This is a genomic window from Pseudomonas plecoglossicida NBRC 103162 = DSM 15088 (assembly GCF_000730665.1).
GTDB classification, from domain to species: Bacteria; Pseudomonadota; Gammaproteobacteria; order Pseudomonadales; family Pseudomonadaceae; genus Aquipseudomonas; species Aquipseudomonas plecoglossicida.
On sequence record NZ_BBIV01000030.1, the window covers coordinates 1 to 23458 of the forward strand.

General features: G+C 62.7%; 20 protein-coding genes. 6 read left to right on the forward strand and 14 right to left on the reverse strand.

Annotated elements, in window-relative coordinates; all coding sequences use genetic code 11:
- The coding region (locus PPL01S_RS25550) for a hypothetical protein (protein WP_217997302.1) at nt 1-212 on the forward strand (212 nt) is incomplete at its 5' end.
- 138 nt (nt 213-350) lie between these two features.
- On the opposite strand, the gene PPL01S_RS16915 is transcribed toward PPL01S_RS25550, so the two are convergent.
- The 13 genes from PPL01S_RS16915 to yaaA all read right to left on the reverse strand — a co-directional run bounded on the left by PPL01S_RS16915 (nt 351) and on the right by yaaA (nt 18149).
- Nucleotides 351-1805 (reverse strand): mannose-1-phosphate guanylyltransferase/mannose-6-phosphate isomerase, encoded by a 1455-nt coding sequence (locus PPL01S_RS16915; protein WP_016395461.1) that lies wholly within the window; start codon nt 1803-1805, stop codon nt 351-353.
- Nucleotides 1806-1843: 38 nt separating this feature from the next.
- On the reverse strand, nt 1844-2491 hold the full coding sequence (locus PPL01S_RS16920) for an alginate O-acetyltransferase AlgF (protein WP_016395462.1): 648 nt from the start codon (nt 2489-2491) through the stop codon (nt 1844-1846).
- A gap of 21 nt (nt 2492-2512) precedes the next feature.
- Entirely contained in the window at nt 2513-3670 is a 1158-nt protein-coding gene (locus PPL01S_RS16925; RefSeq protein ID WP_016395463.1) for an alginate O-acetyltransferase, read from the reverse strand.
- Nucleotides 3671-3681: 11 nt separating this feature from the next.
- A complete protein-coding gene (locus tag PPL01S_RS16930) occupies nt 3682-5139 on the reverse strand; it encodes an MBOAT family O-acyltransferase (RefSeq protein ID WP_028625767.1) in 1458 nt (485 codons plus the stop codon).
- Between the two features lie 192 nt (nt 5140-5331).
- Entirely contained in the window at nt 5332-6435 is a 1104-nt protein-coding gene (locus PPL01S_RS16935; protein ID WP_028625768.1) for a mannuronate-specific alginate lyase, read from the reverse strand.
- 7 nt (nt 6436-6442) lie between these two features.
- Entirely contained in the window at nt 6443-7885 is a 1443-nt protein-coding gene (locus tag PPL01S_RS16940) for an alginate O-acetyltransferase (protein ID WP_016395466.1), read from the reverse strand.
- Nucleotides 7886-7898: 13 nt separating this feature from the next.
- A complete protein-coding gene (gene algG, locus PPL01S_RS16945) occupies nt 7899-9458 on the reverse strand; it encodes a mannuronan 5-epimerase AlgG (protein ID WP_016395467.1) in 1560 nt (519 codons plus the stop codon).
- A 19-nt stretch (nt 9459-9477) separates the two neighbouring features.
- Nucleotides 9478-10956: an alginate export family protein gene (locus PPL01S_RS16950; protein WP_016395468.1), complete on the reverse strand. Its 1479-nt coding sequence runs from the start codon at nt 10954-10956 to the stop codon at nt 9478-9480.
- Nucleotides 10953-12326, reverse strand: a complete 1374-nt coding sequence (gene algK, locus PPL01S_RS16955; RefSeq protein WP_042156306.1) for an alginate biosynthesis TPR repeat lipoprotein AlgK — start codon at nt 12324-12326, stop codon at nt 10953-10955. Before algK ends, PPL01S_RS16950 begins: the two co-directional genes overlap by 4 nt.
- A gap of 156 nt (nt 12327-12482) precedes the next feature.
- A complete protein-coding gene (locus tag PPL01S_RS16960) occupies nt 12483-13649 on the reverse strand; it encodes an alginate biosynthesis protein Alg44 (RefSeq protein ID WP_016395470.1) in 1167 nt (388 codons plus the stop codon).
- A 37-nt stretch (nt 13650-13686) separates the two neighbouring features.
- The gene (alg8, locus tag PPL01S_RS16965; RefSeq protein WP_033743566.1) at nt 13687-15168 is read right to left on the reverse strand and encodes a mannuronan synthase; all 1482 of its coding nucleotides are present in this window, start codon (nt 15166-15168) and stop codon (nt 13687-13689) included.
- 73 nt (nt 15169-15241) lie between these two features.
- A complete protein-coding gene (locus PPL01S_RS16970; protein WP_028625771.1) occupies nt 15242-16558 on the reverse strand; it encodes a nucleotide sugar dehydrogenase in 1317 nt (438 codons plus the stop codon).
- A gap of 811 nt (nt 16559-17369) precedes the next feature.
- Nucleotides 17370-18149 (reverse strand): peroxide stress protein YaaA, encoded by a 780-nt coding sequence (gene yaaA, locus PPL01S_RS16975; protein ID WP_016395473.1) that lies wholly within the window; start codon nt 18147-18149, stop codon nt 17370-17372.
- Between the two features lie 137 nt (nt 18150-18286).
- Here yaaA and PPL01S_RS16980 point away from each other — a divergent pair, with 137 nt between their 5' ends.
- Both PPL01S_RS16980 and PPL01S_RS16985 read left to right on the forward strand, forming a co-directional pair.
- Entirely contained in the window at nt 18287-19414 is a 1128-nt protein-coding gene (locus PPL01S_RS16980; protein ID WP_016395474.1) for a polysaccharide deacetylase family protein, read from the forward strand.
- A 281-nt stretch (nt 19415-19695) separates the two neighbouring features.
- Nucleotides 19696-21090 carry a PhoH family protein gene (locus PPL01S_RS16985; RefSeq protein ID WP_016395475.1) on the forward strand — a complete coding sequence of 465 codons (1395 nt, stop codon included), beginning with the start codon at nt 19696-19698 and terminating at the stop codon, nt 21088-21090.
- Nucleotides 21091-21305: 215 nt separating this feature from the next.
- Here the strand turns inward: PPL01S_RS16985 and PPL01S_RS25175 are convergent, their stop codons facing one another.
- On the reverse strand, nt 21306-22016 hold the full coding sequence (locus tag PPL01S_RS25175) for a hypothetical protein (RefSeq protein WP_156042669.1): 711 nt from the start codon (nt 22014-22016) through the stop codon (nt 21306-21308).
- Between the two features lie 240 nt (nt 22017-22256).
- Here PPL01S_RS25175 and moaC point away from each other — a divergent pair, with 240 nt between their 5' ends.
- The 3 genes from moaC to moaE are packed head-to-tail and all read left to right on the forward strand — an operon-like array spanning nt 22257 to nt 23421.
- A complete protein-coding gene (gene moaC, locus PPL01S_RS16990; RefSeq protein ID WP_016395476.1) occupies nt 22257-22727 on the forward strand; it encodes a cyclic pyranopterin monophosphate synthase MoaC in 471 nt (156 codons plus the stop codon).
- On the forward strand, nt 22727-22972 hold the full coding sequence (locus PPL01S_RS16995; protein ID WP_016395477.1) for a MoaD/ThiS family protein: 246 nt from the start codon (nt 22727-22729) through the stop codon (nt 22970-22972). The genes moaC and PPL01S_RS16995 overlap by 1 nt, the downstream gene beginning before the upstream one ends.
- 2 nt (nt 22973-22974) lie before the next feature.
- Complete coding sequence (gene moaE / locus PPL01S_RS17000; RefSeq protein WP_016395478.1) at nt 22975-23421, forward strand: molybdopterin synthase catalytic subunit MoaE; 447 nt, start codon at nt 22975-22977, stop codon at nt 23419-23421.
- The last annotated feature ends 37 nt before the right edge of the window (nt 23422-23458 follow it).

The following is a 23458-nucleotide window of genomic DNA, read 5'->3' on the forward strand; positions in this document are numbered from 1 at the left end:
CATACGTGGTCACAGCTGTTTCAGCTGATGCCTACAGGGACTTCACGCCGATACCGTGCGGATCACTCTCCCACGCGGGTGTGGGGACACACACCAGTGCTGGCTACGATCTCTGTCCCGCGCGCTCGAACCCTAACAAAGCAAAAGGCGGCTGGCCCTATCGGGCCAGCCGCCTTTTCTTTTTCAAAATGTCAGCGCCGCTGCAGATCTGAAGCCATGCGCCTCATGTTTGCTGCGCGACAGCGCAGCCCGAAAGGGCTGGGTGATCTCCCACAGGTACTGTGTGTGCAGATACCCTGTGGGAGCCGGCTTGCCGGCGATGGGGCCGCAAAGCGGCCCTCGGGTTCAACTCACTGCGCGATGGTCTTCACCGAAATCCCGCGCTCGACCGGCGTCGAAGTACGCCCGTAGACATCCTCGAAGCGTTCGATGTCATCCTCGCCCAGGTAGCTCCCGGACTGCACTTCGATGATCTCCAGCGGGATCTTGCCCGGGTTGCGCAGGCGGTGGATCGAGGCGATCGGGATGTAGGTCGACTGGTTCTCGGTGAGCAGGAACACGTTCTCGTCACAGGTCACCTCGGCGGTGCCGGACACCACGATCCAGTGCTCGGCACGGTGGTGGTGCATCTGCAGCGACAGGCTGGCGCCGGGCTTGACGGTGATGTGCTTGACCTGGAAGCGGCCGCCCATGTCCACCGAATCGTACGAGCCCCATGGGCGGTACACTTCCAGGTGGTTCTGGGTCTCGCTGCGGCCCTGCTCGTCGAGCGTCTTGACCATCTGCTTGACGCCCTGGACCTTGTCCTTGTGGGCAATCATCATCGCATCCTTGGTCTCGACCACGACGATGTTCTCCAGGCCAATCACCGACACCAGCTTGCCGTTGCCATGGATCATGCAGTTGCGGCTGTCCTGCACCACCACATCGCCCTTGGTGACGTTGCCATCGGCGTCCTTGTCGTGCACTTCCCACAGCGACGACCAGCAGCCGACGTCGCTCCAGCCGGCCGACATCGGCACCACGCAGGCGCGCTGGGTCTTTTCCATCACCGCGTAGTCGATGGAGTTGTCCGGGCAGCAGGCGAAGGTGGCTTCGTCGATGCTCAGTACGTCCTGGTCTTCCTTGCTGCGCTCAAGGGCCAGCACGCAGGTGTCGTAGATGTCGGCATCGTGCTTTTTCAGCTCTTCGAGGAAGCGGCTGGCGCGGAACAGGAACATGCCGCTGTTCCAGAAGTAGCCACCGGCGGAGACGAACTCGGCGGCGCGCTTTTCGTCGGGCTTCTCGACGAACTGGGCGACCCGCGCCACGCCTTCGGGCAGCAGCGCGTCCTGGCTGGAACGGATGTAGCCGTAGCCGGTTTCCGGCTTGGTGGCCGGCACGCCGAACAGCACCATCTCGCCACGCTCGGCAGCCACGGTGGCCAGGGCCAGGGCACGTTGCAGGGCCTTCTGGTCGTCGATCACGTGGTCGGCTGGCAGCACCAGCATCAGCTCGTCACGGCCTTCGTTGACCAGCTTCATGGCGGTCATCGCCACGGCCGGCGCTGTGTTGCGGCCGAACGGTTCCATCAGGATGGCCTGGGTCTCCAGCTTCAGGCTGGCCAGCTGCTCCTGGACGATGAACTTGTGGTCCTTGTTGCACACCACGATGGGCGCGTCCATGCCGTCGAACACCAGGCGTTCGATGGTCTGCTGGAACAGGGTGTGCTCACCGGTCAGGGCCAGGAACTGCTTGGGGAACTGCTTGCGCGACAGAGGCCACAGACGGGAACCGCTACCACCAGAAAGAATTACCGGGATCATCATGTTTCTCCAATAAGGTCGTTAAAGAGGCAGAGGGATCAGTTGCTAGCCACGGGGCGAGTTACCCACACCGGCGACACGTTGTTGCCGGAACCGGTTACATACAGCACGGCCGCTTCACCACGCTCCAGGGCGACGGGTTTCAGGTCGCTGACTTTCTTGTTGCCTTCGAACAGGGCCAGGTTGACCTTGACCGGGTTGATTTCACGCTCGCCACGGCCGTTGGCAGCCACCGACTGGACCACCTCGGTCTTGCCGTCGGCGGTTTTCAGGGTCAGGGCCTGGTCGGTCAGGTTCTGCACGCGTACCAGGGCTTTCTGCTTGTTCTTGAACGGAGGCTCTTCGATCAGTTGCGGATTGCCGCCGTTGTTGTTTACCAGGGTGTAGTACTTGTCCGCGGCCAGCTTGACCGGGACGCTCTTGCCGCCGACCTGGGCGTTGTAGTCACCGCCTGGCAGGAAGCTGAAGTCGCTGCTGGCCTGGGCGCCGACCTGCTTGATCTGGGTGTTGCCGACGCTGGCGGCGGCCGGCGCACTGGCCGCGTTGTACAGGCGCACGAAGGTCGAGCCCTTGGGCGCGCTCGGGCCATACAGCGCAGCGTCGGCGCCGGCGAAGGCCTGCATGGAGGCGAGAGACAGGCCGGCCGCGAGGGTGAGGGCTTTGGCAATGGAAGTCTTGGTAGTCATGTGCGTGTTCCTCTCTATCTATCAGTGGTCCGTCCGGGTGGACGACAAGGCCAGGTTTTCTTCGGATTTACGGGTGTTTTTCAGCTGTGCGATCCACTGCGGATCGAAGCTGCTGAGGTCGTTCTTCATTGGCAGATAACGTTCGGGGAATTCCCACACCACCACTTGTGGCGCGGCGTTCTTGAAGGCATCGCTTTGCAGGTACTTGAGCATCGGCAGCAGCGGCCCGTGGCCGTCTTCGGCGTAGTTGGCGACGTCGCTGTGCAGGGCCTGCTGCAGCGCGCCGAGGAAGTTCCAGTGCGGGTTGGCGCTGTAGCTGGTGCCCACCAGGGCGACCGGGATCTGGCTGTCGGCGAACAGTGCGTCGCCGGCATCACCTTCGGCCTCGACCGGACGCGTGCTGCGCTGCTGCAGGTTGTCCGGGCTCGGCAACAGGTTGCTGAACAGCGGGTCGAGCGGCAGGAAGTTGGTCAGGTCACCCTTGTACGGGGCGGTGCTGCCAGCCTCGGTGATGAAGGTCTGCGGGTCGCCATTGAGCAGGCTTTGGCGGCTGACGGCCTCGGCCAGCGCTTGCGCGGCAACCTCGGCGCCCATTGGCGTCCAGTGGGTATCGGTGCGCAGGAACACCTGGCCACGGGCCTTGGCCTGCTCCATGGGGGCCATCAGGTCCGGGGCGAACACGTTGGCCTGACGGGCCTGGGCGTGGAACTGGTTGTACAGGTCGTCATGCAGGCTGGCGGGCAGCTCCTTGCCGACGTACTCCGAGTAGACCCGCGCCTTGGCCGGCACGATCGCCAGCACCAGCTGGCTGCCGTGCTGTTGCAGGGTGTCGCGCACGCCACGGATCAGCGCCAGGTTTTCCTGCATCAGCTGGTCGGCACCGGCGGTGGGTTTGAACTCCTCGTCGCTGAACAGCCACTGGTCGCGGCCCAGCACCACGCCGGGGCGGCCTTCGTTGAACAGCTTGAAGTCCAGCGCGGCCCAGAGGTTGGTGCCCAGGCGCTTGATCGGGAACGCGTCGTCGTAGTGGGTCTCGGCCGCCTTGGCCAGCTTGCCGTTGAGCACGGTCATCTGCTCGGTGCGCTGGAAGCTTTGCAGGCCACCGGTGGACCAGGCGCCCATGCCCACCAGCAGGCCGAGGAACGACAGGGAATAAGTGATGCGTAATGTCCGGGTCATGGTCATCAACCTCAGAACTGGAAGTAGAGGAACGGCGAGTAGCTCTGCGCCGAAAGCTTGAGGATCGAGGCCACGAACAGCGTCAGGATCAGGGCGCGGGAGACGACCCGGGTCCAGTCCAGGACGATCGAGCCGTCAGCGTTGACCTGCACCAGGGTCGCCTTGGCCGTTGGCTTGGCGTTGCGGTAGAAGTCGCGCAGGCCGAAGAACGCCAGGGTGAGGTAGGCGATCACCAGGGTGGCCACCTGCAGCCCGGTGAGTTGGGCGCGGTTGAGCTCGGACAGCTGCCACTCGCCGAAGCTGAACATGGCGCCGTACATGCGACCGGCCACGTGCAGGTTCTCGGCGCGGAAGATCACCCAGCCGACCACCACCAGCAGGAAGGTGAACGCCCACTTGACCGGGTTGAAGCGCTGCGGGTTGGTGTCGATGCCCAGCGCACGCTCGATGGCCAGCCACATGCCGTGCCAGGCGCCCCAGATGATGTAGGTGAAGTTGGCACCGTGCCACAGGCCGCCCAGCAGCATGGTCAGGAACAGGTTGCGGTAGGTGTTGAAGGTGCCTTTGCGGTTGCCGCCCAGGGTGATGTACAGGTAGTCGCGCAGCCAGGTCGACAGGCTGATGTGCCAGCGGCGCCAGAACTCGGTGATCGACTGGCTGATGTAAGGCTGCTTGAAGTTCTCCATGAAGCGGAAGCCCATCATCAGGCCCAGGCCGATGGCCATGTCGCTGTAGCCGGAGAAGTCGAAGTACAGCTGTGCGGTGTAGGCCAGCGCGCCGAGCCAGGCGTCCCCGGTGGTCGGGTTCTGCAGGGCGAAGCAGTGGTCGGCGACCACGGCCAGGGTGTCGGCGATGAACACTTTCTTGATGAAGCCCTGCATGAAGCGGGTGCAGCCTTCGGAGAACTTGTCCAGGGTGTGGGTGCGGTTGTTGAACTGGTCGACCAGGTCCTTGAAGCGCAGCACGGGGCCGGCGATCAGGTGCGGGAAGATCGCCACGAACGCGGCGAAGTCGATCAGGTTGCGGGTGGCCGGGGTGTCGCCGCGGTACACGTCAATGATGTAGCTGATCGACTCGAAGATGTAGAACGAGATACCGATCGGCAGCAGCACGTGGGTGAGGATGAACGGTTCCAGGCCGAACGAGCTGATGATCGCGTTGAGGCTGTCGACGCCGAAGTTGGCGTACTTGAAGTAGCCGAGGATCGTCAGGTCTACACCCACGCCCAGCAGCAGCCAGCGCTGGGCGGGCTTGGTGCGCACGCCGGCGGCGCCGACTTTCAGGCCGATCCAGTAGTTCCACAGGGTCACGCCGGCGAACAGGGCGAGGAAGTCCACCCGCCACCAGGCGTAGAAGATGTAGCTGGCGACCAGCAGCAGCAGGTTGCGATAGCGTTGCCCGCTCAAGTAGTACAAGCCGAGGAAGATCGGCAAGAACAGGAACAGGAACACGTTGGACGAGAAGACCATCCCGGTTCTCCTTATTGTTCACAGCATCCGGGGCAAAGCGCCCCCCAAACCCCCCACGCTAATGTGGCGGGCTACCTAGATCCCTGTAGGAGCTGGCTTGCCTGCGATGGGCCGCGAAGCGGCCCCCGACCATGGCAGGGCAAGGCTTCGCCTTGCATCGCAGGCAAGCCCGCTCCTACAGGGGGTCTTGCGTTACTTCTTGGTATCCGCGCTCGGGTCGTAGACCCGAGTGAGGTTGCCACCGAGCCTGAAGCTGTCGAACGGCTGCATGCCGCGCTTGCGCTGCAGGGTGTAGGCATTGCATGGGTAGAGCGTGCAGTACGGCTCCATCCAGGCGTACTTGCTGTCGATCTTCAGGTCCTTCATGTCCTGCTTCTCGCCATTGCGGGTCTTGAACGCGCTCGGGTCCTTCGCCCCGTTCAGCACGCGCTGGGCCAGGCGCTGCAAGGCGTTGTCGTTCTCGCCGCGCAGGTCCACGCCATTGACCTTGGCGAAGCTGGCGATCATCGTCAGCGGCGGCAGGGCATAGTTGTGGTAGGCCAGTGCGCGCTGCTTGCGCTTGAGTTCGTTGGGCAGGAAGCCCTGCGCGTCGACCTGGCTGGCGCCGACCTTGTATTCCTTCACCGCCCAGTCGAACAGGTCGCGCCGGTCAGTGGCCACGGCGGTGGCCATCACCGACCAGGCCGCCCAGTAGCTGTGGTTGTTGATCTTCTCCAGCGGCAGGTCGCTCCAGTCGCGCACGGTCTGTTCGGCGAGGCGGGCGAACCACTTCTCGATCAGCTCGGCCTCGGCCTGGTGTGCGGCCAGCGGCTGCGAGTTGGAGAACTTCAGGCGCAACCACGAGCCGCTCATGCTGCCCAGCGCCCATTTGCGCATGGACTTGCCGGTGTGGTTGTAGTCGCCGGACATCAGCGCATCGGCGCGCGCCCAGGTGCCCAGCCAGGTCAGGGTGCAGTCGAGCTGCGCCGGGCGGCCGTCACGCATGTACTGGCCGACCATCTTGCTCACGCCCTTCTCGAGTGTGGTGATGTCTTCGGTGGACTTGCGAAAGGCCTTCTCCGAGCTGGCGTTGAGCGTCGCCCGGGCCTTGTCCGAGCCTTCGTACTTGCTGCGAAACTGCAGGGCACCGGTGTAGGGCTTGGGCGCCGGCTCGCAGCGGAAGTTGCCGTCGCTGGTCTTGAGCTTCTCGATGCCCTCGTAGTAACCCTGCGGGGGCATCAGCGCGGCCTGCGCCGCACCGCCGAACAGGGCGAGGGCGAGCAGGGCGGGGCTGGCGATTCGCTTGAATTCAGTCATGGTCGCCTCACTGGCCGGCCTGCGCGGTCTGCGCGGGCACGGCGAAGTTGTTGCGTTTGCAGAGCTTGGCCTCGACCTTCTGGGTGCCTTTTTCCGGCCCCTGGATCTCGAAGGCCAGCAGGTTCTGGCTGGCCCAGTCTTCGTCCTCGCGCATCTGGAAGACGAAGCGACCGTCAGTGTCGGAGGTCTCAGGTTTCTCCAGCTTGATGTCCTCGTGGCGGCCGTTGAGGTACCAGAGGGTCGCTTGCAGCACCTTCACCGAAGGGTCTTCGAACTTGACGTCCATCTGCAGGTTGCGGTTGACCAGGTCCTTGATCACGCCGCCCTTGCCGTTGACCATCAGCTCGTTCTTGCCAGGCTTGAGCGTGGTGCTGGCGCTCATCAGCGCCGGGCGTGCATCGCAGCCGTCGTCGAGCAGGCCGAGGATCTGCCGCCAGATGGTTTCCTGGTCCAGGCGGTACAGCGGGGAGAATTCCCAGACGAGGATCTTCGGTGGGTTGTTCTGGAATTCCTCGCTTCCCAGGTACTGGATCATCGAGCCTTCCAGGCCACCGCCGGGGAAGGCGACGTTGAGCACGTCGGCGCCGATGTACTGCTCGAGGAAGCCGGAGAAGTTGTAGTTCTTGCCGCTGTGGCTGGTGCCGACCAGGGTGATCTGCGCGTTGCCGCTGTCACCGAACAGGTCGTCGCCGCCGCCGCTCGAACCTTTCGGTTCGGTGGCGAACTGGTCCATGTACTGCACCGCGTAGCTGGTTCCGCAGAGCTGTCCGGCAACGTTGTGCAGGGTGCCGGTCTTGCCCATGCGCCCGGACTTGCGGGTTTCGAACTCCTTGCGCGGGATGCCTTCGAAGGCCGGCATCTTGTGCACGGTGTCGGCCACGATCTTCGCCGCGCGCTCGGCGCCGTACGGCGTCCAGTGCTGGTCGCCGCGGAAGTAGAAGTCCTTGCCCTGGTCGGCAGCGGCCAGTTGCTCGTTGGTCAGCGGCGACAGGTCGGGCACGTTGTAGCCCATGCTGGCGAAGCGCTTGAGCATGGCCTGGTAGTTGCCCAGGGCCTTCTGGTAGTCGAAGGCGGCTTTCTCGGCCGGATTGAGCATGTTGCGGTTCACCAGGCCACGGGTCGGCTGGTAGACCACGACCAGCTCCACGCCGCGCTTCTTGAACGCGTCATGCACCTGCTGCAGGCGCTTGTAGCCGGCCGGGGTGGTATTGAACTCGGTGCGCAGGTCTTCGCGGGTACGGAACAGCCAGTCGCCCTTGGCCTGCACCAGCGTGGTGAAGTTCTGCTGGTAGCGGGTGGTGTAGCGGCTGGCATCATGCGCCTCGGGGCAGAGCTGGCAGCAAGGCTCGGCGGTGAAGGTCGGGGCCTTCACCTCATCGGCGCGCACGCCCTGGCTGATGGCCAGGAGGGCGGCGGACAGGCCCAGCAGTTTCATCAGGTGTGGAGTCATGGTCTGGGCTTCCTTAATCGATCATTTCGGTCTGGCGTTCGACCGGGTCGATCAGCACGGCCTTCTGCTGGCGCACCAGCAGGTCGAGGATTTCGTCCTGGCGCTCGCCGAGGATGCCGTTGAGGCTGATGCCGTTGGCCTTGCGCGGGGCGAGCATGGAGACCTTGTACAACTCGACCGACAGCGGCGAGTCGATCGACAAGGGGCCGGAACCGTTGGCCGCCAGTTCACCGCCAACCACGATCAGCGACACTTTGGTGTCGAACGGGTCGAGGGCGATGTCGCGGTCGGTGTCGGACAAATCCTTGATGTGCCCGTAGACACCGACCAGGCCGTTGGCCATGGCGACGTTCTCGTACAGGCGGATGTTCACGCTGTTGCGCACACGGATGCCGTGGCGGCGGTTGTTGATCAGCTTGTTGCCCCAGATCAGGTTGTCGCCGCTTTCGTACAAGGTGATGCCGTCGGTGTGGTTGCGGTAGATCTCGTTGTAGGCGATCAGGTTGTTGACGCTGTTACGGTCGATCACCACGCCCGAGAGCTTGTTGTCATAGCTCTTGTTGTTGATGATCCAGCTGTCGTTGACCTCACGCGAGACGATGATCCCGTGCTTCTTCTTGGTGCCGTACACGGTGTTGCCGGCGATGATCAGGCGATGCGAACGGTCGTGCGGGTCGATGCCGTAGACGATGTTGTCGCGGTAGGTGTTGTCCTTGACCACGAAGTCCTGGGTCTCGTAGCAGTAGAAGCCGTACCACATGTCGCTGAATTCCGAGCCGATGATCCAGCCGGTGGGTTCCGGGCGACCCATGCGCTTGGCCATGTTCGGCGTGTACTGCGAGATGCTCACGCCATACGACTTGGACTTGGCGTAGCCGAAGCTAGCCATCTTGGTATTGACGATGTAAGTCTCGGTGCCGCCCCACGACAGCAGGAACGGGCGGAATTCCTTGGGCGAGCGGAAGGTGGCGGGGCCGTTGTCCTTCTCGCGCCAGCCGGTCACCTGGGTGTCGCTGACGAACAGCTTGCCGTCGTTGACCAGGAACGCGCCGCCTTCCTGGGACAGGCGCAGCTGCTTGACCTTGCCGTCGATCTCCAGGATGCCCTTCTGCCCGACCACGATCGGCAGGCGTGCCAGGTACACACCTGGCTCGACTTCGCTGAGGTACTGCTTGGGTACCTGCTTGCTCAGTTGCACCAGGTCGACATGGCCGTCATCGACGAAGATCGCCTGGGGAATGCCGTGCTGGCGCTGCACCCACTCGGCAGCCTTGTTGTTACCGCCGATGAACTCCTTGAGCGACTCTTCCTGCAGCATGCGGCGTACGCTGACCTTGCCCTTGTGGCGGCGGTCGATCTTCTTCTGCACGGCCTCATAGGTGTAGCCGCTCAGGTCGGGCAGCTTCGGCGGGTCCATGTGCAGAGCTTCGGCCGGCGCGCTGGACACGGTGTAGGTCTTGGCCTGCTGCAGCTCCTTGGCGATCACCGCAGGTTCTGCGGCGACGGCCAGGCCGCTTGCCAGCAGCAGGGCGCTGGCCAGGAGGCTGTGACGTAAGTGTGGGTGAAGGTTCATTGCAGGTCCTCTCCCGGCCTCAGAAGCGCCAGATCACGTCGACGAAGGCGCGGTGCATGTACGAGTCGGTTTCCTTGCCATAGGCATCGCCCGGCTTGAACACACCGGCGCGCAGGCGCACCAGCGCGGACGGCTCGTCGATCGCCTGGCTCATCGAGGCCGGCAGCAGGCCTTGCTTGAAGTACTTGGTCACGACCACATCCATTTCCTGGCCCAGGTCTTTCTCGCCATCGACCAGCTGACGGTTGACGCCGTTGTCGTCGACCGCGGCGTTGATGCCGCTGGAGCCGATGTTCTGGTTGCCGTCGACACGCCAGAACTTGTGGTAGATCAGGCTGGCGTCGTAGTCGTCGCGCAGCTGCCAGGAGGCGAACAGGGTGGCCGCCTGCAGGTTGCCCAGCTCGCCCCGGAAGGCTTCGCCGAAGCGGTGCACGCGCGAGCGGGTACCGGTGAAGTTGGAGCGGTTGCTCTCAAGGCCGGTCTGCTCGAAGTTGTTCGAACCGTCGTCGCCACCGCCGCCGCTGCCGCGGGCATAGGCCGCGCCGACCTGCCATTGCGGGTCCAGGCGCAGGCGGATGCCGAGGTCGGTGGCCCAGGCGTTGACGTCGCCGCTCTGCTTGCCGGTGGCCACTTGCTCATCGCCCACTTGCTGGCTGCTGAGGGTGTCGCGATCGCCGGTCAGCCAGGTGACGCTGCCCCAGTAGTTGACGGTGTGCTCGTTGCGCCAGTTGTAGGCGTCGCTGTTGGCTTCCAGGCCCAGCCAGGTGAGGTCGCCGGTGCGGGTCTTGTCCAGCGCGTCGACGGTCTCGCCAGGGTTCTTCAGGCTGCCGCTGTCATGGGTGTGGTGGGCACGCACGCCTACCCAGTGGCCGGGTGTCCACTGCGTGGCGACGTTGCCGTACACATGGGTGCGGTCCTTGTCTTCCGGGGCCAGCTCGGTCAGGTCGGTGCGGTACTCGCTGAAGCGCTGGGCGACGCCCAGGTCGGCCTTGAGCAGGGTGGTGTCGAAGGTCCAGTTCAGCGCTTCGATGTTGGTGTCGCGCCACATGCCGTCGTCGCTGCGCAGGCGCTGGCGACCCAGGCGCAGCTGCTCGCCGGGGTAGGCGGTGAGGCCGCTGTAGCCGACCCAGAATTCGCGCATGGCCAGGTAGTTCTTGTCCGGCTTGCGGCTGTCGTCGCCGGTGTCGGTGGTGCTGCCGTCGTCGTTCTGGCGCAGGGTGTCGGTTTCGATGGTGTCGGTGGCCGCGACGGCCTGGCCCATGGCGTAGGCGCTCCAGTTGCCGCGTTCGCCATACACCCACGGGCGCACGTCGAGGCCCAGGCCGTTGACGTCGCCGCCGGAGCGGGTGCCCAGGTCGCGGTCGTCTTCCGACTGGCCGGTGATCTTCACATCCAGGCCGAAGTTCTTCTGCGCCGTCATGTCAGCCAGGGTCGGGCAGGACCACAGCAGGGCGAAGCTCAGGCCGATGCCGGCTTTCACGAAGGGGTTGAGCGTCATAGCGAGTCCTCACCGTCTACTTCGTTTTCATCGTCTTGCAGGGCTTCCAGGGCGAGGGTGCTGTTGCCACCCTGCACCATGCTGCCGCGTGCCTGCTTCTCTTGCTCCAGCAGGCGTTGGGCCTGGCTGCGCTGGTCAGGCGTGAGCTGCTGGTCGAGTTGCTGCAGCAATTCGCTGGATTGCGGCGTCGGGTTGACCTGGGACAGCTGGGCGAATACCCAGGCATTGCCCGGTTGCGGGCGGATGCCATGGCCTTCGCTGAACAGCTGGGCGAGGGCGTAGTCGGCGCTGTTCTGGCCGCCGCGGGCGGCGCTGAGCAGGTGGTCGACGGCCTTCTGCGGCTCGACGTCGCCCAGGTAGCCACGGCGGTACAGCTGGCCGAGGTAATAGTGGGCGCTGACTTCGCCGGCATCGGCGGCGGCCTGCAGGTGCTGCTGGGCTTTTTCGGCATCGGCCGGCAGCGTCTTGCCTTCGTAGTACAGGCGGCCCAGCAGTAACTCGGCACGCGGCTGTTCGGCTTCACGGCCCTTGTCGATGTAGGCCATCAGCTGGTCGGTGTCGCCCAGCTCGGGGAAGTCGTAGACCAGCTGCGCCAGGCTGACCCAGGACGCCGGGTTGGCCGGGGCGACCTGCTCGAGCAGGTCCTTGGCGGTTTTCTCGTCGGTCTGGCCGAGACTGCGGTCAGCCAGTACGCGGGCGACGCTGTCGACCCGGGTGGCCGGCACCGCGCCACGGGCATAGGCGGCCTTGAGCTGGCCGAGCAGGGCGGCTTGCTGGTCGGCCTGCGCGCGTTTCTGGTAGACGGTGGCCAGCTCGACGTAGCAGATGTCGGTGGTGGCCAGCGCGGCCTTGCAGATCTGCTCGACTTCACCCAGGTGCTGGTCGTAGGTGCCCTGGGTGCGGTACAGCAGCACCTGGGCCAGGCCCGCTTCCGGGTTGCCGGCGGCGCGCCACTGGTCGATCTGCTGCTGGGCGTTGATGTTGGGGAAGCTCTGTGGATAGGTCAGGTAGAGCATCGCCAGCGGGATCAGGCTGTTGCCTTCGCCTTGGCTTGCGGCGGACTTGAGCAGGCCTTGGGCTTCTTCACGTTCGGCCTGGGTGCTGTCGGGCTTGGCCACCAGCAGGCGGCCGAGGCGCGCCTGGGCCCGCGGCGAAGTGGCCGCAGCGGCGCGGTAGGTGGCTTCGGCCTCCTTGAGCTGCGACGGGTCGCGGGTGGCCACCTTGATGTCGGCCAGGCCCACTTGCGCTTCGCTGTAGCCAAGATCGGCCAGGGCCTTGTAGTTGCGCTCGGCCAGCGCGGTATCGCCGCGCTTGAGGGCTTCGTTGGCCAGGCGCTGGTCGGGCAGGCCGGCACAGCCGGCGAGAACCATTGCCGCAGTCAAGGCACACAGGACCTTGTGGGAGCCGGCTTGCCGGCGATTGGCCAGTGCAGGTGAAGCATCTGCCGGGCGAGCGCTGCGCACTCGATCGCTGGCAAGCCAGCTCCTACAGGTATCGAGTTGTCTGCTGGTCATCGGCTTGTCCTCTTAAAGACCACGGGCCACGGCTTTGTCGATCAGCCAGTTGAGCGAAGGGCCGCGGTCGCTGTTGACCGACGCCGGGCGCCCGGCAAGCTCTGCGGGCAGGCTGCTGTCCGGCTTGATCTGCACGCGAATGTCGGATGCCAGGTCTTCGCTGTTGAGGCTGGTGCTGCCGACGATCTGGCCGGTGCGCACTTCGTCTTCACCGGCGATCTGGAAGTTGACCTGGGTACCCGGCTTGACCTCGTCGAACTGGCGGTAGCTGAAGCGCGCCTCGATCATCGGCGTGGTGGTGCGTGGTACCAGCTGGAAGATAGGCTGGCCCTTGGCGGCGTACTGGCCGTCGTCCACCAGCTGGCGGGAGACCACACAGTCGCAGGGGCTGGTGAGGGTGCCGGACAGCTGCTTGCCGAACAGTTCCTCGACCTTGGCCGGCTCCAGCTGCGAGTCGTCCAGATGGCCTTTGAGCATGTCCAGCATGCTGGTGCTGAAGCTCGCCAGCGGCGCGCCCTTGACCACTTGGCCACCGCTCTCGACCAGGCTGCTCACGGTGCCGTCGCGGGGCATGGTGACGGTAGTGGTCGGCACGGCGACCACACCGGCTTCGGCGTGGCTGACGAAGTACATGCCATACAACGACTTGGCGACGAAACCGAAGGCGGCGACACCCACCACAAACACGCCGAGGGTGACGGTCACGGCCTTGAGCCGGCCGAAGGCGGACAGCCCGGAGCCGCCGTCCTTCTGCTTGCGCGCCTTGGTGAAGTTGTCGCGCTGCAGGGTGCTGAGCACGTCGCCGATACTGATCAGCTCGCCCGACAGGTGGCTGGTGATGATATGGCGCAGGGTGGCGATGTCGCGCGGTTCGAGGTTCTGGAACTGCGCACCGGTACGCCCGCTGTCGCTGATGTAGGAGCGCACCTGGAACTCGATATCCATCGACAGCCCGAGGTTGTCGACCACGAACTGCAGGCGCCCGCGCAGTACGTCGCCTACCGACAGCACCTTCTTGGTGTGGAAGCTCAGGCCACCGGCGGACAGGTCGTCGACCTTCACATCGTGGGCTTGGCGTTCATTGTCCAAAAAGCGCAGCTTGGCCGGGATGCGTACCCGGGCGTGTTGGCGCTGGGCTTCGGACTCATGCACGACATTGACGTTCACGGCGGTATTCATGGTGGTTTGTTCCTGTTAGATCCGATCCGGGTTGGGCTCACACGACCATGAACAGCACAGCGACGAAGATGCTGGCAGCCGAGAAGGTCATGGTCCGCGAGGACCAGGTGTTGAACCATTGTTGAAAGCTGGCGAGGTCACGCTTGAGGGCAGTCGGTTGGCGGGTCCAGGACTGCTTGTCGAGACGGAAGAACACGTAGATCTTCATCAGCGCGCCGACGATCTGGTTGTAATAGAGAATCAGCGGGTAGGCCGGGCCTACGTTGTGGCCCGAGCACAGCAGCATGATGGTGAGGATCAGGCGGGTGATGCCGATCCACAGCAGGTACACCAGCAGGAAGGCCATGCCGAACTTGAGGCTGGCGATCACCGCCACGGTCAGGCCCAGCAGGCTGGTCCACATCGACACGCGCTGGTCGAACAGCACGATGCTGGTGAACAGGCCCAGGCGGCCTACACCCAGACCCAGGGCGCGGGAGTTTTGCCGCAGGTTGTTGCCGTACCAGCGGTACATCAGCTTGCGACTGGCCTTGAGGAAGCTTTTTTCCGGCGGGTGCTCGACCGTGTTGATGGCGGCGTCCGGCACGTAGAAGGTGTCGTAGCCCAGGCGCATCAGGCTGAACCAGCTCGACTTGTCGTCGCCGGTAAGAAACTTGAAGCGGCCCAGGCGCCAGTGCATCAGCGAGTCGCTTTCGACGTCGGCGATGAACTCGGGGTTGGTCACCACGCTTGCGCGGAACATCGACATGCGACCGGTCATGGTCAGCACGCGCTTGCTCAGGGCCATCGAGCACATGTTGATGTGGCGCTGGGCGAAGCGCAGCTTGTGCCACTCGCTCATGATGTAGCCGCCGCGCACTTCGCAGAATTCGTTGGTGGTCAGGCCACCGACGTTGGGGAACAGCTTGAACCACGGTACGGTCTTGCGGACCACGCCCTCACCGAGCACGGTGTCACCGTCGATCACCGCCACCACGGCGTTCTCGTCCGGGAGCATCCGCGAGATGGCGCGGAAGCCATAGGCCAGGCCGTCGCGCTTGCCGGTACCGGCAATGCGCACGATATCCAGCTTGACGTGGGCGGGCGGGTTGTACTTGGCCCACAGGCTCTTCACCAGCAGTTCATCGGACATCTCCACCAGCGAGCAGACCACGGTGGTGGGGTAGCCGCAGTCGATCGCCTCGCGGATCACCGAGCTGTACACCTGGGCGGTGGTCAGGGCTTCGATACGGAAGCTGGTGACCATCAGGTAGACATGCGACGGTGCCGCGGCATCGCCCATCTTGCGCACCTTGCGGCGCAGGTAGGGGTAGACGCCGTAGAGGAAGATCATCCCGCGAATGAAATGGGTGGCGCCCATGGAATAGCGCCAGATGCCGACTGCGCCGACCAGGAAGATGAAGTGCTTCGACTGCGAGTCGAAGATATCGGCTGGCAGGGCCAGGGCGATCAACATGAGCAGGCTCATGTAGAGCAGCCAACCGGCGCACTGCAACAGCACTGTCTGGAGCCTTTGCATGTTCAGCATCCGTCGAGAAATCTTGGGGAAGGAGGGCGACGCAGTGGGGAGGCTGCGTCGCCCGGCCGAGGGCTTACCAGCAAATGCCTTCGGTACGGCTGGTGGTGCAGGTCGGTTTGCTCATGAAGCCGACCAGGTCGATCACCTGCTTGCCTGCCGGCGCTTGCTGGGCAAGGGCGCGGAACTGCTCGTCACGGTTGCCCAGGACGATGATGTCGGCGTTGTCGATGACCTTCTGGAAGTCGGCGTTGAGCAGCGAGGACACGTGGGGAATCTTCGACTCGATGTAGTCCTTGTTCGCGCCGTGGACACGGGCGTACTCGACGTTCTCGTCGTAGATGTCCAGCTGGTAGCCCTTGCCGATCAGGCGTTCGGCCAGTTCCACCAGTGGGCTTTCGCGCAGGTCGTCGGTACCGGCCTTGAAGCTCAGGCCCAGCAGGGCGACCTTGCGCTTGTCGTGGGCTTCGATCAGCTCGAAGGCGTTCTGTACCTGTGATTCGTTGCTGCGCATCAGCGAGTCGAGCAGCGGGGCTCGCACATCGAGGCTGGCAGCGCGGTAGGTGAGGGCACGCACGTCTTTCGGCAGGCACGAGCCACCGAAGGCAAAGCCTGGGCGCATGTAGTACTGCGACAGGTTCAGCACCTTGTCCTGGCAGACCACATCCATCACGTCGCGGCCATCGACGCCCACCGCCTTGGCGATGTTGCCGATTTCGTTGGCGAAGGTGACCTTGGTGGCGTGCCACACGTTGCAGGTGTACTTGATCATCTCGGCCACTTCGATCGGCTTGCGGATGACCGGTGCGTCGAGTTCTTCGTACAGGCTCTGCAGCACGTCGCCGCTGGCGCTGTCCAGTTCGCCGATGACGGTCATCGGCGGGTGGTCGTAGTCCTTGATCGCGGTGCTTTCACGCAGGAACTCAGGGTTGACCGCGACGCCGAAGTCGACGCCGGCTTTCTTGCCCGAGCAGTCTTCGAGGATCGGGATGACCACGTTCTTCACGGTGCCAGGCAGCACGGTGCTGCGCACCACGATGGTGTGGCGGCGGGTGGTGTCACGCAGCACGTAGCCGATCTCGCGGCACACCGACTCGATGTACTCCAAGCCCAGGTCGCCGTTCTTCTTGCTCGGGGTACCCACGCAGATCATCGACACATCGCTGGCGCGAATGGCCTCGGCGAAGTCGGTGGTGCCACGCAGGCGGCCGTTGGCGATGCCTTGTTGCAGCAGTGCTTCCAGGCCAGGTTCGACGATGGGCGACTTGCCCTGATTGATCAGGTCGATCTTGGTTTTGGACACGTCCACACCAATCACGTCATGGCCTCGCGCCGTCAGGCAGCCTGCACAGACCGCACCCACATAACCCAAACCAAAGATGCTGATACGCATCGCTATCACCTCATGTGTTTATCACGCCGGCTCCTTCGGAAAGAGCCGAGCTGGGTTGATTAACAACAATTTCCAAGGCGCACGGATCCATGGCGAATGCACACTTCGCCGAGCGCAGGCATGAATAATTCCGGAGCGCAAAAAGTTGTGCACTCAAAGTTGGCAGTCAATGACCAGTAATTAAAAGGCGTGCCCTTTAATGCAGCGTCTTTATTACAATGCGCTACTTGGCGCGTTGCTGTGCTTGTTCTTTCAAGTGGATAAATCCTTTGAAATCAACCACTAGGACGATTTGTAAAGGGGCGCGTCTATCCTCCATGGACAGGGGCTCTCAGGTAATCCGTTGCGCCTCTCGACGAGCTCAGGGCGGGCAGTGGATTACTGCCGGTTGTCATCTGTAAGTCATATCTCACACTGGGGCGCATGAAATTCGTTACGGCACTATGAGCGATTGCTCGCAGGAGAAGTTCCGGCGGGCAAAGTGCCTGCATGAAAGATTTCTAAATATTTTTTCAGCGACTGATACTTTCACTTTGATGGCACAGGCGGGAGGCACCCCTGTATATGAAGGGCGAAACTGACGGGGGATGTTCTTATGCCAGCATGGAAAAAATATTTTCAAAATTCGTCAAAAAACTACGAACGGTCTTATGGCGTTTGGCGATAACGATAGCGCTGCCAATATTATGGCGTCGGATTTTTGGCTAATCAGGCAGGTTTATTACTGACATGAAATAAAGCGCCGCCCGCGAGGGGGTCGCGGGCGGCGATCAGTGGGTGGGCCGGTGAAGGAGTTGCATCGAAGCGAGGATCAATCGGCCGGATGATCCCTCAGGAACACCAGGTGATCAGGCTTCGACTGCTCGGCACTGAAGAAGTAACCCTGCACATCGAACTGCTTGAGGTGCTCCGGGTTGCTGATGCGCTCCTGGATGACGAATCGGCTCATCATGCCGCGGGCCTTCTTGGCGTAGAAGCTGATGATCTTGTACTGGCCGTTCTTCAGGTCCTTGAAGTCGACGTTGATCACCCGCCCCTTGAGGGCGCTGCGTTTGACCGCGCTGAAGTACTCGTTGCTGGCCAGGTTCAGCAACAGGTCATCGCCCTGGTCGTCCAGGGCCTGGTTCAACCATTCGCTGATGCGCGTGCCCCAGAAGGCGTACAGGTCCTTGCCGCGGGCGTTGGCCAGCTTGGTGCCCATTTCCAGGCGATAGGGTTGCATCAGGTCGAGCGGGCGGAGCAGGCCGTACAGGCCGGAAAGCATGCGCAGGTGCGCCTGGGCATAGGTGAAATCGTCTTCGCCGAGGGTTTCGGCGTCCAGCCCCGTGTACACGTCGCCCTTGAAGGCCAGCAGCGCCTGCTTGGCATTGGCGGGAGTGAAGTCTGGCGTCCAGCTGCCGAAGCGTGCAGCGTTCAGCCCGGCGAGCTTGTCGGACAGATGCATCAGCTCGCTGATCTGCGCTGGCGACAGCTCGCGCAGTTGCTGGATCAGCACCTGGGAGTCGTCCAGGTATTGCGGCAGGGTGAAGCGGTCGGTGACCGGCTTGGTGTCGTAGTCGAGGGTCTTGGCGGGGGAAATCACCGTCAGCATCGGGTCGGCTCCTGGAATCGTTGCCGGGGATTCTACGGACTGCGGTGGGTTGCGCCAAACTATGGCGACGATAGTCACAGACCATTGTTCGAGCAGGCGCTATAGTGCGCGTTTCGCTGTCACGGAGACCCTTCATCGTGCGCATTGCCGGTGCCTTGCTGGCCTCGCTGTTGAGCCTGGCCGCCCAGGCCGCCCCCATCCCCCCGGCCAGCCTGGACCGCAGCCTGTGGCCCGAGCAACTGGACAGCCCGGCGCTGTTCGATGTTGCCTCGCGTGCCGAGATCTTGTCATTCGCCCAGGTGCTCCACGAAAGCGAACTGCTCGACGATGCTGCACTGGCCGCACGTTTGGGCTTGCGACAGATCAACCTGCAGAAGATCCGGGCGCTGCGTGCGCACATGTGGCAGCGTTTGTGGCTGTCGTACCAGCAAGCCCAGCGCAGTTGCACGGAAGATGCCTCGTTCTGCTACCCCGTTGGGTCAATGGCGGATTTGCGCTTGCAAGCAGCGACTTTCGCTGCAGATGTCGGCACTTTCTATACCGGATGGATCGAGCCCAGCCACCAGTTTCATGTGCGCTACCTGGATGAACAGCTGCGCAAGGCAGCCTTGTTGCCGCAGACCAGCAGTGAGGTGGAGCGTCTGTCCAGCCGGGAGCGCAACGGCGATGAACTCAACGACCGCATGTTCCTGCTGACGTTCGTCGGCGGGCCAGGCCCTGAAGGGGGGAGCACCGACCTGTTGGCAGACTACCTGCGCAGACAGAAAATCCAGGGCACCTTCTTTATATTGGGCAATCGCCTGCAGCAGCGTCGTGATGGCGGTGCGGCCGGCGCTCTTGGCCAGCTCTACCGAGGGCAATGCGTAGGGATCCAGGGCTGGGAGTATCGCTCCCACGCGCAGTGGAACGGTTGGCAAGACTCGATCAGGCGCGCCCAGGCCCGCGTCCAGGCCGACCTTGCGCAGCAGTATGTGCCGCTGTTCCGCCCGCCCTACGGCCAGCGCCGTGCCGATGGCGAGGCATTCATGGCCAGCCAGCAGTTGCGGGTTTCACTGTGGGACATCGATGCCCAGGACGATAGCGCGCTCAGCGCCGAGGCTTCTGCGCAACGGGTAGTGACCTTGATGCTGCTCTGGCGCAAGGGGGTGATCCAGTTGCATGACAGCCTGCCCAAGGCACAGCCTGCGGTGGACTGGTTGCTGCACAACACGGTGCAAAGCGGGATCGGCTGGGAAGACTGCCGCGATTACGCTCATCGCGAATAGAGGGTGTGACTTTTGACTGTAGTCCCGTCTGGGTTGGCCGCCAAGTCCTGTTCGTCATTCGGAAAAATAAACTTCATCGGCACGTAAAAAAGCTTTTTTCAGTCATGGCTTTTGCGGTATGAAGAAACCAGACAGCCGATTCCTGCAGCACAGGTGGCGTCATCCAGGCCCACCTTGCCAGGTTCGCTTCCCGCCCGTAGCAACGCGGATACGGGAAGACCGGCAGTCACTCTGCGGCGCAACAGAACGCGCCGTGTGGCTTCGACATAAGGTGACCGAGAATGGATGACCAAGGACGCAACCCTTCCTCCAGCAAGCCAATCCTCTATGTACTCGATACCAACGTCCTGATTCACGATCCCAACGCTTTGCTCAACTTCGAGGAGCACCACGTCGCCATTCCGATGACGGTGCTGGAGGAACTCGACAAGCTCAAGACCGGCAAACAGACCATCGCCGCAGAATGTCGCCAGGCCATTCGCCTGATCGACCAGACCCTCGGTGACGCCACACCCAGCGATGTCGAGCAGGGCGTGCCGATCCAGCGTGGCAAGAGCGGGCCCAAGGGTTACCTGTCGATCCTGATGTCGCCGCGCAACGAACCCAGCAAGCTGCTGCCGGAAAACCTCAACGACAACATCATCATCAACACCCTGTTCGAAGTACGCAGCCGGCGCGCCGACCTGGACGTGGTGCTGGTCACCAAAGACATCAACATGCGCCTGAAGGCGCGTGCCTGCGGGATAGCGGCCGAGGACTACAGCACCGACCAGCTGGTCGACGACGTGTCGTTGCTGTCCAAGGGCTACCACTCGGTCACCGGCTCGTTCTGGGATCGGGTCAGCAAGGTCGATACCCGCCAGGAGCGCGGCCGCACCTGGCATCGGGTGCAGATGATCGACAACCTGCCTGCCGTGCACATCAACGAGTTCATCATCGATGAACAGGGTTTCGTCGGCTGGGTCAAGGGCATCCGCAACGACGAACTGCTGTTGCTCGACCTGCACCAGGAACCGCTGTTGCACCAGGAGGCCTGGGGCCTCAAGCCACGGGACATCCACCAGAGCCTGGCGCTGTTCGCGCTGCTCGACCCGGATATCCACCTGGTCAACCTGACCGGCGCCGCCGGCTCCGGCAAGACCATCCTGGCGCTGGCTGCGGCCATCGAGCAGACCATGGTCAGCAAGCGCTACCGTCGCATCATCGCCACCCGCAGCGTGCAGGGGCTGGACCAGGAGATCGGCTTCCTGCCGGGCACCGAGGCGGAGAAGATGGAGCCCTGGCTGGGCGCCATCACCGACAACCTCGAAGCCTTGCACATGGATGACGAAAGCACCCACGGCAGCGTCGAGTACATCCTCGAAAGGGTGCCGCTGCAGTTCAAGTCACTGAACTACATTCGCGGTCGCAGCTTCCAGCAGAGCCTGATCCTGATCGACGAATGCCAGAACCTGACCCCGCACCAGATGAAAACCATCATCACCCGTGCCGGCTCCGGCTCCAAGGTGGTCTGCCTGGGCAACCTGGCGCAGATCGACACCCCTTACCTGTCCGCGACCAGCTCGGGCCTGACCTACCTGACCGAGCGCTTCAAGGACTTCCCCCATGGCGTGCACATCACCCTGCAAGGGGTGCCGCGCTCGGTGCTGGCCGAGTATGCCGAGTCGCATTTGTAACCCTGAGGTGCAAAATGTTGCAAGCCTGCACGTGCAGGCTTGCAACTTCACAGGGTTGCACAAGGGTTTATCGAAGCTTTGCAGCAAGTCAGCCGTGTGATCGTCGGGTGACCCATGGTATGGCCCGAAAGAGCATGGCGACTTTTGTTTTCAACCGAGCTACTTCCAAGAGAAGTCGAAAAAATAGAACCCCGGATCGGATTCAGCGCCTGCAATTACCTCGACTCGCCAGATTCGCTGACGAGCTGGAGAAGAGTAGGTAAAGGGAATTGATGAACTGCTTGTGTAAGGTAGGTGAAGATTGCCAATGTACCCCCTCCCTGGTCGTAAAAATTTAGGATGTGGGTTGCAGGTACTGTGTTGTCAATGGCTGATACGTGGCCACTAAACGTAGTAAAACTGCTCGGGAAATCATATCGTGATTGGCTGTGTGTCCCAATAAACAAACGACCGGGTTGTATTGTTATGCCGTAGCCTGATGTTCTGAGAAAAGTCAGCGTGACCCGGGAATTGATAAAAGTTGTGCTACCGCCTACTGGAATGTCGCGTTGGCTTTCTCCTGCCCAGTTTTCCTGCCTCGCTCTAGTGACAACGGCAATCATGATGGGAGAGGACCGCTGCCAGTTGTTGTTTACCATGACTTCGTAGGCCCAGACGGCTGATCCTTGACCGTCCAGCTGCCAAAGCTGGGAAGGGGGGATATCGATAATTGTCTGAACGCCGGGTTTGACTTGTTGCACTTGGCTAAACAGTGGGCCCATGACGGCGCGGACACTGTCTCCTGGTTGCAGCCCCGCCTCAGCAGGTATGACCATCCGAGCGGGTACATCCGGAGCGTCGATAATACCTGCCTGAGCTTGTGGAACAGTAGGCGCAGGCAGCGCTCGCCTCTGTACGTGGAAGAGAAGCGGTTTCGAGCTTGCCATTTGTCAATACCTCAGCGTGTGAACCTTGAATTTACGCCTTTGATTGAATTGGTATAACTGACAAAAATATCAGGTGAAGACTGTTGCAACTCACTCGTGCTCTTTAAGGGTGAAGGTGCCAGCGCTCGAGTCTTGGGTAGCTGGCGCGATGCTTGCTTGGATGCAAGAGACTGGTTGATCAGTGAAGTAAATCCTGACCTGAAGGTTTAAGCTAAGAGCTCCCTTCACAGGAGCAGAGCAGTGCTGACCCATCTCGATTCCCAGGGGCGCGCCAACATGGTCGACGTCACTGAAAAAGCCGTTACCGCACGCGAGGCAATTGCCGAGGCACGCGTGCGAATGTTGCCGCAGACCTTGCAGATGATCGTCGACGGCGAGCATCCCAAGGGCGATGTGTTCGCCGTGGCGCGCATTGCCGGCATCCAGGCGGCGAAGAAGACCAGCGACCTGATCCCACTGTGCCACCCGCTGATGCTGACCAGCGTCAAGGTCGAGCTGAGCGCCGAAGGCGTGGATGCGGTGCGTATCGTCGCGCGCTGCAAGCTGGCCGGGCAGACCGGCGTGGAGATGGAGGCACTGACTGCCGCGAGCGTTGCCGCGCTGTCGATCTACGACATGTGCAAGGCCGTAGACAAGGGCATGGTCATCGAGCAGGTGCGCCTGCTGGAGAAGCTCGGCGGCAAGAGCGGCCACTACAAGGCGCAGGCGTGATGAAGGTCAAGGTGATGTACTTCGCGCGCTACCGCGAGCTGCTGGGTGTCGATGCCGAGCGGGTGGAGGGCGATTTCAAGGTGCTCGACGATGTGCGTCAGGCGTTGCTGGCCAAGGGTGGGCAGTACGCGTTGCTGGCCGAGCAGAACCTGATGTGTGCGCGCAACGAAGAACTGTGCAGGCTCGATGAACCCTTGGAAGAGGGCGACGACGTCGCGTTCTTCCCGCCCGTTACCGGAGGCTGAACATGGCCGTGCGCGTTCAGGAAGCGGCGTTCGACCCGGGGCTCGAAGTCAATGCCATGCATGCCGCGAATGTCGGCGTGGGGGCTGTGGTCGGCTTCGTGGGTTATGTGCGTGATTTCAACGATGGCCTCGACGTGGCCGGGATGTTCCTCGAGCACTATCCGGGCATGACCGAGAAGGCGCTGGCCAAGATCGTGGTGGAGGCCGAGCAGCGCTGGCCGTTGCTCAAGGTCGAGGTGTTGCACCGGATCGGCGCGCTGGAGCCGGGTGAGCCGATCGTCTTCGTCGGCGTGGCAAGTGCCCATCGGCAGGCGGCGTTCGATGCCTGCAACTTCATCATGGACTACCTGAAGACGCGGGCGCCGTTCTGGAAGAAGGAAAATACCCAGGAGGGGCCGAGGTGGGTGGAAGGGAAGCAGGGTGACCAGGAGGCGGCTGGGCGCTGGTAGGTGTCAAGGGGGTGGCCGGGGCTTTGCCCCGGATCGC

Coding starts and splice junctions, on each gene's coding strand:
- PPL01S_RS16915 (WP_016395461.1), bottom strand. CDS start 1,805: ATGATCCCGGTAATTCTTTCTGGTGGTAGCGGTTCCCGTCTGTGGCCT.
- PPL01S_RS16920 (WP_016395462.1), bottom strand. CDS start 2,491: ATGACTACCAAGACTTCCATTGCCAAAGCCCTCACCCTCGCGGCCGGC.
- PPL01S_RS16925 (WP_016395463.1), bottom strand. CDS start 3,670: ATGACCCGGACATTACGCATCACTTATTCCCTGTCGTTCCTCGGCCTG.
- PPL01S_RS16930 (WP_028625767.1), bottom strand. CDS start 5,139: ATGGTCTTCTCGTCCAACGTGTTCCTGTTCCTGTTCTTGCCGATCTTC.
- PPL01S_RS16935 (WP_028625768.1), bottom strand. CDS start 6,435: ATGACTGAATTCAAGCGAATCGCCAGCCCCGCCCTGCTCGCCCTCGCC.
- PPL01S_RS16940 (WP_016395466.1), bottom strand. CDS start 7,885: ATGACTCCACACCTGATGAAACTGCTGGGCCTGTCCGCCGCCCTCCTG.
- algG (WP_016395467.1), bottom strand. CDS start 9,458: ATGAACCTTCACCCACACTTACGTCACAGCCTCCTGGCCAGCGCCCTG.
- PPL01S_RS16950 (WP_016395468.1), bottom strand. CDS start 10,956: ATGACGCTCAACCCCTTCGTGAAAGCCGGCATCGGCCTGAGCTTCGCC.
- algK (WP_042156306.1), bottom strand. CDS start 12,326: ATGGTTCTCGCCGGCTGTGCCGGCCTGCCCGACCAGCGCCTGGCCAAC.
- PPL01S_RS16960 (WP_016395470.1), bottom strand. CDS start 13,649: ATGAATACCGCCGTGAACGTCAATGTCGTGCATGAGTCCGAAGCCCAG.
- alg8 (WP_033743566.1), bottom strand. CDS start 15,168: ATGCAAAGGCTCCAGACAGTGCTGTTGCAGTGCGCCGGTTGGCTGCTC.
- PPL01S_RS16970 (WP_028625771.1), bottom strand. CDS start 16,558: ATGCGTATCAGCATCTTTGGTTTGGGTTATGTGGGTGCGGTCTGTGCA.
- yaaA (WP_016395473.1), bottom strand. CDS start 18,149: ATGCTGACGGTGATTTCCCCCGCCAAGACCCTCGACTACGACACCAAG.
- PPL01S_RS16985 (WP_016395475.1), top strand. CDS start 19,696: ATGGATGACCAAGGACGCAACCCTTCCTCCAGCAAGCCAATCCTCTAT.
- PPL01S_RS25175 (WP_156042669.1), bottom strand. CDS start 22,016: ATGGCAAGCTCGAAACCGCTTCTCTTCCACGTACAGAGGCGAGCGCTG.
- PPL01S_RS16995 (WP_016395477.1), top strand. CDS start 22,727: ATGAAGGTCAAGGTGATGTACTTCGCGCGCTACCGCGAGCTGCTGGGT.
- moaE (WP_016395478.1), top strand. CDS start 22,975: ATGGCCGTGCGCGTTCAGGAAGCGGCGTTCGACCCGGGGCTCGAAGTC.